The organism is Bacteroidales bacterium (assembly GCA_035647615.1).
Taxonomy (GTDB): domain Bacteria; phylum Bacteroidota; class Bacteroidia; order Bacteroidales; family 4484-276; genus SABY01.
The window spans coordinates 50,682-62,581 of record DASRND010000011.1 but is presented as its reverse complement, the minus strand read 5'-3'; the positions used below and the strand labels follow the sequence as shown (position 1 = coordinate 62,581).

The window sequence follows — 11,900 nt, the reverse complement described above, 5'->3', positions numbered from 1 at the left end:
ATGTGTTGTAAATCGCGAACAGCAAAAGTAACGTATTAATTTTTGCCGTTAGCGGAAACCAAACCCGGCATTTTGTCGTTACCATAGCGCACATCGCGCATCTATAAAAGGAGCGCTGCATCATTATCAATAACGGCTGCTATTGTGAAACGACTCGATCTTTTTGTTATCAAATCCTATCTGGGGCCGCTGGTGCTTACCTTTTTCATCTCGCTGTTCATATTGGTGATGCAGTTTCTGTGGAAGTATGTCGACGAGCTGGTGGGCAAAGGCTTGGAGTGGTACGTCATCGGTGAGTTGCTTTTTTATGCCTCGTCCACTTTTGTGCCGCTTGCGCTGCCGCTGGCGATTTTGCTCTCGTCGCTGATGACTTTTGGAAACCTGGGCGAGCAATACGAGCTGGTGGCCATGAAAGCTTCGGGTATTTCGTTGCGCCGCATCATGAAACCACTCGTGATGCTTTCGGTGGTGATCAGCATAGCTGCCTTTTTGTTTTCTAATAATGTCCTGCCCATTGCCAATCTGAAATTTCACGCTTTACTTTACGATGTCAGGCAGACCAAGCTTACGCTAAACATCAAAGACGGTGTATTTTATAATGGTCTCGAAGGTTTTACCATCCGCATCAACAACAAAAATGACGACGACAACACCATACACGATGTGATGATCTACAACCACTCCGACAGGCAAGGCAACATAAAACTTACTACTGCCGAACATGGCAAAATGGAAATAGCGCCCGACAAGAGCACCATGCTTTTTCATCTTTACGATGGCTACAATTACGAAGACATAACAAACCGAGCGGGATATCAAAACAGCCGGCCGTTTCAGAAGATGAAATTTGGCGAGCAAACACGGCGCTTCAGCGGTCTGGGCACTTCCATGAGTCGTACCGACGAAGAGCTTTTCCGCAACAACTACCAAATGATGAACCTGGAGCAACTCAGCTCCTACCGCGACTCGTTGCAGGCTGAGCTGATACTGCGGCAGCAAAATCTCCTGAAATCTATCAATGAACGTTTTGTAAATTATACGCATTACGATAGCCTTGCCACCGATACCATCCTCTTCAAGCCGGCGATAGCATTGTCTGACACGGTTTATCGCCTGGAGCGCGTCGACAAAAACATACGCAAAGCCGCGCTCGACTTTGCCTTGCAATCGGCGCGTTCGGCCAAAACCAACCTGGAATTCAACATCCCGGATTTTGAAAAGCGCCGCGAACGCATCCGCAAGCACGACATCGAGTGGCACCGCAAATTCACGCTCTCCATCGCCTGCCTGATTCTGTTTTTTATTGGTGCGCCCCTGGGAGCCATCATCCGCAAAGGCGGGCTGGGCATGCCCGTGGTGGTATCGATCCTCTTTTTTGTAATCTATCACATCATCAGCATCACCGGCGAAAAATATGCGCGCGCCGGCATACTCGAGCCTGAGATTGCGATGTGGCTTGCTTCAGCGATATTGCTGCCCATTGGCATTTTCCTTACCTACAAAGCCACCACCGACTCGCCTCTGCTCGATGCCGAAGCCTGGAGTAAAATAGTGCGCAAACTGCTATTTTTTGTAAAACAAAAATAATAACCCTATTCATTTTCTGAGATGTTTAAAATAAGCCATGACTTTTGAAGACAATTAAACAGAGGGCAAATTATCATTGGCGTCCGGTTGAAACAATGGACTCTTCGCTGCGCTACGATTAATGACAAGTTCTTGTAAATAATTGGAATGCAATAGATTCCTCTCCGACCAGTTGGCGGATCGGAATGACACGATCGGTAAGGGCAGAGGGGGTGGAAGGTTCGGGCGCTACGCTCCCGAACCTTCCACCCATAACACAGCGTGTCATTTCGACTGGAAAATTTGCAATGCAAATTTGGAGGGAGAAATCTATTTTTGGAAAATCATGGTTACCCGACAATAATGGCAAATTATATCGAATACCTTTGGAAATTTTAATTTTATTGAGATGAAAATATTGTTTCTGTGCAACAAATCGCCCTGGCCACCCCGCGAAGGAGGTCCCATTGCCATGAATGCCATGGTAGAAGGCATGGCTGCCGCTGGCCATCAGGTGAAAGTGCTGGCCATAAACACCAACAAATACCAGGTGGATGTCGAAAAAATTCCGCAGGAATACCGGCAAAAGACGCAAATAGAAACCGTGTATCTCGATCTGTCCATCCGACCCGTTGACGCTTTTCTTAACCTTTTCAGCAACGCTTCTTATCACGTGCAGCGCTTTATCAGTGCCGCTTTTCGCGATAAGCTGATCGAAATATTACAAAACGACAACTACGACATCGTGCAATGCGAAACACTCTACCTAAGCCCTTATCTTCCGGTAATCAGAGCGCATTCCAAAGCTAAAATTGTACTGCGCGCTCACAACATCGAACATCTTATCTGGCAGCGCGTGGCAGCCATCACCAGCAATCCGTTAAAAAAAATCTACCTAAAACATCTTGCTACCAAACTGAAACGCTATGAGCTGAAGGTGCTGCAAAAATATGATGGCATAGCAGCCATCACGTCCACCGATGCCGCTTTTATCACAAAATTTGCCTGCACCACGCCCGTCACGGATATTCCTTTTGGCATCGACACCTCAAAATATCTGACACCACCAAAGGTTACCGAAGAATTTCCGTCGCTATTTCACATAGGCGCCATGAACTGGATGCCCAACGAGGAAGGCATGAGTTGGTTCCTAAAAGAGGTGTGGCCAAAAGTGCATGCACAATTTCCCGATCTAAAATTTTATGTTGCCGGCCGTGCCATGCCCGATTGGTTATTAAATTTGAATACAGAAAATGTGGAAGTGGTTGGCGAAGTGGATGATGCCGCAATTTTTATTGCTTCCAAAGCCATAGAAGTGGTGCCGCTGTTTTCGGGAAGTGGCATCCGCATCAAAATCATCGAAGGAATGGCACTGGGCAAAGCCATCGTAAGCACCACCATTGGCGCCGAAGGCATCAGGGTGACGCATGCAAAGGACATTATGCTAGCTGATACTGCCGATGATTTTGCAGAAGCCATCAGTCGCTGCGTGGAGGATGCAGCCTTTTGCCGGCAGCTTGGCGATAACGCCCGTCAGCTCATCCATCTTCATCACAATAATGCCGATCTGATGCGCAAGCTGAGTGAGTTTTATCGGACGATTTGAGAATTATCCAAAATCATTTTACCTCTTAAAACATCCCTCTTTTGAATTTGTGAACCAGACATTATAGGATTTCCAATGTTTAGTTCACTAAATTAATCAAATAAGCAATTCCGGTTGATCACTGCAATGAGCTTCTAATTTCCCGACCTAAGGCTTTAGATGTTTTGGGAATGTGGATAAAGTAAAATGACGATCATCTACAAAACAAAACCACGACAAAAACCCCTGAAATGGATCAAATTAGTTTTGCTGATTTTCAGCCGGAAGTTCTTACTTTTGCCCCATGAAACTGCTCGTTGTACTTCCCAGGGTTCCTTACCCACTCGAAAAAGGCGACAAACTGCGCGCCTACCATCATCTGAAGCACTTGTCGGCGCATTTTGAGATTGTGCTTTGCGCCCTGGCCGACGAGGACGTTCACCCCGATGCCATCGCAAAGCTGGAACCATTTTGTAAGCGCATCCATATTTTCCGGCTAACCAAGCCTGTGATTTTTCTCAACCTCATCAAAGCCATCTTTTCCGGCATTCCTTTTCAGGCCGGATATTTCTACAGCCGGCGCATCCATCGGCAGATTGATGAGGTCATCCACCAGGAGAAACCCGATCATGTCTTTTGCCAGTTGCTGCGCGTGGCAGCTTACATTTCACACCAGCCAATTCCTAAAACCCTCGATTATCAGGATGTGTTTTCGATGGGCATCAAACGGCGCATCCCGCGTGTAAGCTGGTACCTTCGACCTGTGTTCAGTCTCGAATACCAGCGCCTGAAACGCTATGAGCACGAACTCTTCGACCTCTTCGACAACAAAGTAATTATCTCAGCCCCCGACCGCGAGCTGATTCCGCACCCGCGTCATTCCGAGATCCATGTCATTCCCAACGGCGTGGATCATGATTTTTTTCATCCCATCGACAAACCAAAAACCTACGATCTGGTTTTTATTGGCAACATGGGATATCCACCCAATGTGAATGCTGCCGAATATCTGGCTTATGAAATCCTGCCACTGGTGCAACAGGAAATGCCATCAGCACGACTGTTGCTGGCCGGTGCCACACCCGACAAACGTGTACAGGATTTGGCCGGCGAACAGGTAACGGTGACGGGCTGGGTGGACGACATTAGAGATTGCTACGCGCAAGCCAGGATTTTTGTGGCACCCATGCAAATCGGCACAGGACTGCAAAACAAACTCCTCGAAGCCATGTCGATGCGGCTACCCTGCATCACCTCCCCGCTTGCCAACAGCGCCCTGTGCGCCGAAGATGGCAACGAAATACTGGTGGCCGAAAAACCTGCGGAGTATGCAAAGCATATTTTGAATTTGCTAAAGGACAGGGATTATGCCGGGAAAATTGCTGCGGCAGGATATGATTTCGTCATTAAAAATTACAACTGGAAAAATGCCACCGATGAAATGGCAAAGGTTATGAAAGGAAGCAGGAAAGAAGAGACGCACGGCGGTGCGTCTGGGAATGCAAATGAACGACGAAGGACGATTTGAAATATTGAATTAGATTTTTGAATATTAAATTTTGAACGAAAGCCACAATAAGACAAGGTAAACTCGGCGTTTTTACATGAAAATAACAAACCATTTTTAAAACTAAAACATCTTTCATAATGGAAAAAAAATTAAAATCTTACCGTTTCACACTTGCCATCAATGGAGTGGTAGCAGTGCTTTTCGGCGTACTTGTCCTTTTCGTGCCCAAAGAAACCATCCATGTGGTTGCCATTTGGTTTGGCGCACTGGTATTGGTGGCGGGTATTATTGGCATCATCGTTTCGATACACAACATGCGCAAAGAAAGGCCCTATATTTCTGCACTTGTCAATTCGCTGGTGAGCCTGATCATCGGTATTTTTGTGATTTTCAACAGACAACAGAGCCTCATAGTTTTTGCCATCATCATTGGTATTTGGGCTTTGGTGATTGGTGCCGTTCAACTTTACATAGCACTGAAAATGATCAGGCCGGGCACCTCCAGGCGACTGATGATTATCAACAGCGTAGTGACGCTTGTATTTGGACTGCTGCTGTTCTTCAACCCTTTTGAATCGATCGTTGCGTTCGTTTACATCATTGGTGTGATGGCTTTATTTTTCGGTGCCATTATGTTGTTTTTTGCCGTTTCGATACGCGCTAACGAAACGAAACCTGAAGAATTGGTTTAGTTATGATTTTTTTGAAGAGAAAAATAGACCGGACATTTTTTCTTTTTCTAATCGCATTTTTGCCGGTGCTATCCGTCGAGGCGCAGATCAATACAGAGAAGTACCGGAAATATTACGAAAAGAAAGGATTTCTTTACAATGCCTCCACCACCCTGTCAGTTAAAGCCGGGAATACAAAATATACTGCCCTGAAAGGAACCGGGCGCATCGACTACAATGGTAATGCGTTCGATTATTTTATTGTGGGCGATTTTGAATACAAAAACAGCAGCGAAAAAAAGATCGAGAACCAGGGATTTGTGCATCTGCGTTCGATGTGGAATTTCGCACCACGGACTAGCCTGGAGGCTTTTGTCCAGCGTCAGTACGACGAATTTATCGACCTCAACGCACGCAATCTAGCAGGAACAGGAATAAAATATGGACTTATCCGGGCCAGCTCGCACAAAGACAGCACCCATACTTTTGATATGAATGTAAGTGTGGGGATTATGTACGAAACCGAGAAGTATAATCTGGATGAAAAGATTGTTGCGCTGTATTTGTGGCGCAGCACGAATTTTATTAGCTTCGATTGGATGCTTGAGAAAAAACTAAACCTCACTGGCGTGGTTTATTATCAGCCTGCGCTGGAAGATTTTGGAGACTATCGCATTTCGGCAGAAGCCGGGCTGGAGGTTCAGATTGCCAAACGCCTGTTTTTGGTTACCCGTTTTACCTATCGCTACATCAGCCGCCCCATTACCAAAGTAGAAAACTTCGATCTTTCGCTGGAAAACGGAATACGGTTTCAGTTTAATTAGCACGGGACGCAAGACGCAAGGCGCAGGGCGCAAGGCGCAAAGAGCAAGGCGCAGGGCGCAAGGCGCAGGGCGCAAGGAGCAAGGCGCAGGGATTCAGCTTCTGACTGCGACCTGCCGACTGCTTAATTCCCACCTTATTTATTTACATCCCCGCAACAATACAACGAAAAGCCTAATTTTGCTTTTCATTTTAATATTTAAAAACCAGCAACACAAAAAGATATGGCAGACGACAACAAGATAATTTTCTCTATGTCGGGCATTGGTAAGATATTTCCGCCCAACAAACAGGTGCTCAAAGACATCTACCTTTCGTTTTATTATGGCGCAAAAATCGGCATCATCGGCCTGAACGGTTCAGGCAAGTCGACGTTGTTGCGCATTATCGCCGGAACGGAGGCGTCGTACCAGGGCAATATTGCTTTTTCGCCCGGTTATGAGGTAGGCATGCTTGAGCAGGATCCGAAGCTTGACGCCACGAAAACGGTGAAAGAAATAGTAGAAGAAGGCGTGCAGGAAGTGGTGGATCTGCTTAAAAAATATGAAGCTGTCAATCTAAAATTTTCCGAACCCATGAGCGACCAGGAGATGGAAGACCTGATTGCTGAACAGGGGCGACTCACCGACCTGATTGATCACAAAAATGCCTGGGAACTCGACAGCCGTCTGGAACGCGCTATGGATGCGTTGCGTTGTCCCGAGGGTAGCACACCCGTAAAAAATCTTTCGGGAGGCGAACGGCGCCGCGTTGCTTTGTGCCGTTTGTTGCTCCAGGAACCAGACATCTTGTTGCTCGACGAGCCTACCAACCACCTCGACGCCGAATCGATAGAATGGCTCGAGATGCACCTGAAACAGTACGCCGGCACAGTGATAGCCGTGACCCACGACCGCTATTTCCTCGACAACGTGGCTGGCTGGATTCTGGAACTCGACCGCGGCGAGGGCATTCCCTGGAAAGGAAACTACACCTCGTGGCTCGAACAAAAAACCAAACGCCTGGCACAGGAAGAAAAAACCGAAAGCAAACGCCATAAAACGCTGGAGCGAGAGCTGGAATGGGTACGCATGGCGCCCACAGCCCGCCACGCCAAATCCAAAGCCCGTTTGTCGGCTTACGAGAAAATGCTGGGTCAGGATGTAAAACAAAAGGAAGAACGCCTGGAGATATTCATCCCCAACGGTCCTCGCCTGGGAAACAACGTAATAGAAGTCGACCACGTAAGAAAAGCTTTTGGCGACAAGCTGCTCTTCGAAGATATGAACTTTTCTTTACCACCGGCAGGCATCGTTGGCGTGATAGGTCCGAATGGCGCCGGGAAAACAACTTTGTTTCGCATGATCATGGAGCAGGAACATCCCGACAAGGGAACCTTTAAAGTGGGCGAAACGGTAAAGCTGGGCTATGTAGATCAGGCGCATGCCGAAATAGACCCGGAAAAATCGGTTTGGGAAGTAGTGTCGGGTGGCCATGAAACCATACAACTGGGCAACCGCGAGATGAACTCACGCGCCTACGTGGCACGCTTCAACTTTAATGGCGCCGACCAGCAGAAAAAAACCGGCATCCTCTCCGGAGGTGAGCGCAACCGCCTTCATCTCGCATTAACGCTTCGCCAGGAAGCCAACGTGCTCCTGCTCGACGAGCCTACCAACGATATCGACGTGAATACGCTTCGCGCACTGGAAGAAGGCCTCGAAAACTTTGCCGGCTGTGCCGTGGTGATCTCTCACGACCGCTGGTTTCTCGACCGGATCGCAACGCATATCCTCGCTTTTGAAGGCGACTCACAAGTGGTGTATTTTGAAGGCAGCTACTCCGAATACGAAGAAAATAAAAAGAAACGCCTGGGCGACATTGGCCCCAAGCGACTGAAATACCGAAAACTTACCGCCTGATGCCATCCACAACAAAAACATATGCCGTCATCACGGGCGACATCGTCGATTCGTCGCGCTTCACAGGCGAAGAGCGACGCCAGCTACTTGGCTATTTAAAAAATGCGCTGGCTGTCCCTGCTCAGATTTTGGGTAACGAGGTGATGGCTTTTCCTTTCGAAATTCATCGGGGCGACGGCTTCCAGGGCGTATTACAACAGCCGACAGAAGCGCTTAAAGCAGCCATCATCATACGGGCAGCTTTGCGCAGCAGTATCAAAACTACTCTGAGCAACACCATCGATGCGCGCATTGCCATCGGCATTGGCTCCATTATATTGATGCCCGATGCAACCGGAGGCGAAGGTGACGGCGAAGCGTACAGAAACTCCGGCCTCCAGCTCGACCGGATGATGCAAAACAATCGCATGCTTTTCGTCAGGACGCCCAATGATGAGATTAACAAAGAACTCAATGTGGAATGTGCTCTGCTCGACGCAATCGTCACCAAATGGTCGGCCGAACAGGCAATGGCAATTATCGAATTTTTGAAAGGAAAAACACAACAGGAAATGGCGGAAGCCTTTGATATTTCACAGCCTGCTATTGGCAAAAGATTATTATCTGCCAACCTTTATGCTTTCGAACTTGCACTCAACCGATACGACGAACTCATGCAAAAAATCTGAATGTGTTATAACCCTGTGGGGTTATAATTGGCATTTATAACCCTGTGGGGTTATAATTACCTTTTACATTCCTGCAGGATTATTTTTATGGATCTTTTTAATGCCAGAACACTAATAATGCTGTGTAAAAACAGAGTGGGCTTTAGCCCAGAAATGTGGAAACAGAAGAAATACACCTAAAAACTATTGCTCATGACGACCGGTATGGATGAACTTCAAATAGCTTTATTGCTGCGGCTCCTGATAGCACATCTGGTGGCTGATTTTATGCTGCAGCGCAAGTCGTGGGTTGTTGCCAGGCAAGCTCTTCACTGGCGTGCTGGCACACTTTATCTGCATGCGGCCATCGCCGGAATCATGGTTTATCTATTATCGGGTCGCTACAACGAGTTCCTCATCCCGGCCTTTGTGATGGTAACTCACCTGGCAACTGATCTTTGGAAATCCTACACCGACAACTCCCTGAAATATTTCCTGGCCGATCAGGTAATCCATTTGCTCGTAATTGCTGCTGCCTGGTACATGTACACCATGCCTGACTGGAATATTATGGAGAGTCTGGCCGGGTATTTTACCAATACAAATGTGCTTGCCGTAGTGTTGGGTTATGTGTTTGTCATCTGGCCGGCGGGTTTTCTCATTGCCAAGATCACAGCGCCGTGGCAAGAACAGATCACAGACAACCAGGGACTGGCAGATGCCGGCCGCTGGATCGGTATGATCGAGCGCATCCTCATCCTCACTTTTGTACTCATTCACCAGTTTACGGGCATAGGCTTTCTGATTGCTGCCAAAAGCATCCTGCGTTTTAGCGATATCCGAAATCCTGAAAACCGAAAAGACGCCGAGTACATCCTATTGGGAACCATGATCAGCTTTATCATCGCTATTTTTACAGGCATTGCCGTACAAAACCTTTTTTGCTTAGCGCAATAATCATTTCGCCACAGCGACTGGCATTTTAAAACATAAAAAAAGCCCTCCAGATTGGAGAGCTTTTTTTATGAGTCTTGGTGACAAAACTATTAATACATGCCACCCATACCGCCGCCCGGAGGCATTCCGCCAGGCATCATGTCGGGTTTGTCTTCTTTTACGTCGGCAATTACACACTCGGTGGTGAGCAACATACCGGCAATAGAAGCAGCATTCTCGAGGGCAACGCGAGCCACTTTGGTAGGATCGATTACACCTGAATCGTGGAGATTTTCGTAAACCTCGGTACGGGCATTATAGCCATAGTCATCTTTACCTTCTTTTACTTTGTTAACAACCACAGAACCTTCCATGCCTGCATTTTCTACGATCTGACGCAGTGGTTCTTCCAGCGCGCGGCGCAGGATATCAACACCGGTTTTTTCGTCAAAGTTTTCGGTTTTTATATGGTCGAGGGCATCGATGGCGCGCAGATAAGCTACACCTCCGCCGGGGATGATACCTTCTTCGATGGCAGCGCGTGTTGCGTTGAGTGCATCTTCGACAAGGTCTTTCTTACTTTTCATCTCCACTTCAGTGGCAGCACCTACGTAAATCACAGCTACGCCACCAGCCAGTTTGGCCAAACGCTCCTGCAGCTTCTCTTTGTCGTAATCGCTGGTAGTGGTTTCTATTTGTTTTTTGATTTGTGCAACACGGCTATTGATATTTTCTTTTTCACCTTTTCCACTTACAATGGTGGTATTCTCTTTATTAACGGTGATCTTTTCGGCATTGCCGAGATATTCGATGGTAGCATCTTCGAGTTTATAGCCTTTTTCTTCGCTGATTACAGTACCACCGGTGAGGATAGCAATGTCTTCGAGCATCTCTTTGCGGCGATCGCCAAAGCCGGGAGCTTTTACAGCAACCACTTTCAATCCGCCACGCAGCCGGTTAACTACCAACGTAGCCAGTGCTTCGGTTTCTACGTCTTCGGCAATGATCAATAGCGGACGTCCGGTTTGAGCCACTTTTTCAAGAATAGGGAGCAGATCCTTCATGATAGAAATCTTCTTATCGTGGATCAGGATGTAAGGAGTTTCGTAAACGGCTTCCATTTTCTCGGTGTCGGTAACAAAGTAGGGTGAGATAAAGCCGCGGTCGAACTGCATACCTTCTACAACTTCCACATACGTTTCGATTCCTTTGGCTTCTTCCACGGTAATTACGCCATCTTTTTTCACTTTATCCATAGCCTGAGCAATGAGTTTACCAACGTTGTTGTCGTTGTTAGCCGAAATGGCAGCTACCTGCTCAATTTTTTGTAGGCTGTCGCCGACTTCTCTTGACTGGCTACGCAGATGTTCGACAACTGCCACAACAGCTTTTTCGATGCCGCGTTTCAGATCCATCGGGTTAGCGCCGGCGGTCACGTTTTTCAGTCCGGTGGTAACGATTGATTGTGCCAGCACGGTAGCTGTAGTAGTTCCGTCGCCGGCTATGTCGTTGGTTTTGCTGGCTACTTCTTTCACCATCTGAGCGCCCATATTTTCGATGGGGTCTTTCAGTTCAATCTCTTTTGCCACCGTCACACCGTCTTTGGTAATGCTCGGAGCACCATAGCTTTTGTCGATGATCACGTTGCGGCCTTTGGGTCCCAAGGTAACTTTTACGGCATTAGAAAGTGCGTCAACACCTTTCTTCAGGCCATCTCTTGCTTTGAGATCAAAAATTATATCTTTTGCCATTTTCTTCTTGTTTTATAATTATTTAATGATTTTGAAATTTCGTTTGATTACACAATAGCCACCACATCCGACTCGCGCATGATGAGGTAGTTGGTGTTATTGATTGTGATTTCGGTACCGGCGTATTTTCCATACAGCACTACGTCGCCTACTTTCACGGTCATTGGTTCATCTTTTTTTCCGGGTCCTACCGCTTGAACGGTACCACGCTGTGGCTTTTCTTTGGCAGTGTCAGGAATGATCAGGCCGCCTGCTGTTTTTTCTTCGGCTAAGGAGGGCTCAATGAGCACTCTGTCGGCTAATGGTTTGATGTTAAGTTTTCCCATAATCTTCAAAGTATTTTTAATGTGATGTTAATTGAAATATTTCTTTGGTAAATTTTCAAATGATGCCGGCCTAAATCAGATTTTATGCCAAAGCATTTTTGGTCGTGTTCTGCGGGCTTTCCTGTTCATCTTGTCAGGTTATCTGACAAAGCAGGACAAATTTCACACGATTCCATCCTCCATAG

Annotated in this window: 10 protein-coding genes; 8 read left to right on the top strand and 2 right to left on the bottom strand. The window is 47.2% G+C overall.

Translation table 11 applies throughout. The annotated features are described in order from the left end of the window. Positions 1–144 precede the first annotated feature (144 nt). From VFC92_05000 to VFC92_04965, 8 genes are all read left to right on the top strand, one after another. A complete protein-coding gene (locus tag VFC92_05000; GenBank protein HZK07536.1) occupies positions 145–1,587 on the top strand; it encodes an LptF/LptG family permease in 1,443 nt (480 codons plus the stop codon). Between the two features lie 388 nt (positions 1,588–1,975). Continuing rightward, the gene (locus VFC92_04995) at positions 1,976–3,172 is read left to right on the top strand and encodes a glycosyltransferase (protein ID HZK07535.1); all 1,197 of its coding nucleotides are present in this window, start codon (positions 1,976–1,978) and stop codon (positions 3,170–3,172) included. Positions 3,173–3,455: 283 nt separating this feature from the next. Further along, positions 3,456–4,679, top strand: a complete 1,224-nt coding sequence (locus VFC92_04990) for a glycosyltransferase (GenBank protein HZK07534.1) — start codon at positions 3,456–3,458, stop codon at positions 4,677–4,679. A 119-nt stretch (positions 4,680–4,798) separates the two neighbouring features. Continuing rightward, positions 4,799–5,353: a DUF308 domain-containing protein gene (locus VFC92_04985; GenBank protein HZK07533.1), complete on the top strand. Its 555-nt coding sequence runs from the start codon at positions 4,799–4,801 to the stop codon at positions 5,351–5,353. 2 nt (positions 5,354–5,355) lie between these two features. Next, positions 5,356–6,156: a DUF481 domain-containing protein gene (locus VFC92_04980; protein ID HZK07532.1), complete on the top strand. Its 801-nt coding sequence runs from the start codon at positions 5,356–5,358 to the stop codon at positions 6,154–6,156. 222 nt (positions 6,157–6,378) lie between these two features. Next, positions 6,379–8,055, top strand: a complete 1,677-nt coding sequence (ettA, locus tag VFC92_04975) for an energy-dependent translational throttle protein EttA (GenBank protein HZK07531.1) — start codon at positions 6,379–6,381, stop codon at positions 8,053–8,055. Further along, positions 8,055–8,723, top strand: a complete 669-nt coding sequence (locus VFC92_04970; protein ID HZK07530.1) for a SatD family protein — start codon at positions 8,055–8,057, stop codon at positions 8,721–8,723. Before ettA ends, VFC92_04970 begins: the two co-directional genes overlap by 1 nt. A gap of 192 nt (positions 8,724–8,915) precedes the next feature. After that, the gene (locus VFC92_04965; protein ID HZK07529.1) at positions 8,916–9,659 is read left to right on the top strand and encodes a DUF3307 domain-containing protein; all 744 of its coding nucleotides are present in this window, start codon (positions 8,916–8,918) and stop codon (positions 9,657–9,659) included. 89 nt (positions 9,660–9,748) lie between these two features. Here VFC92_04965 and groL read toward each other — a convergent pair whose 3' ends face one another. Together groL and VFC92_04955 are read right to left on the bottom strand one after the other, a co-directional pair. Next, positions 9,749–11,389: a chaperonin GroEL gene (groL, locus tag VFC92_04960; GenBank protein ID HZK07528.1), complete on the bottom strand. Its 1,641-nt coding sequence runs from the start codon at positions 11,387–11,389 to the stop codon at positions 9,749–9,751. Between the two features lie 47 nt (positions 11,390–11,436). Continuing rightward, a complete protein-coding gene (locus VFC92_04955) occupies positions 11,437–11,715 on the bottom strand; it encodes a co-chaperone GroES (GenBank protein HZK07527.1) in 279 nt (92 codons plus the stop codon). Between the last annotated feature and the right edge of the window lie 185 nt (positions 11,716–11,900).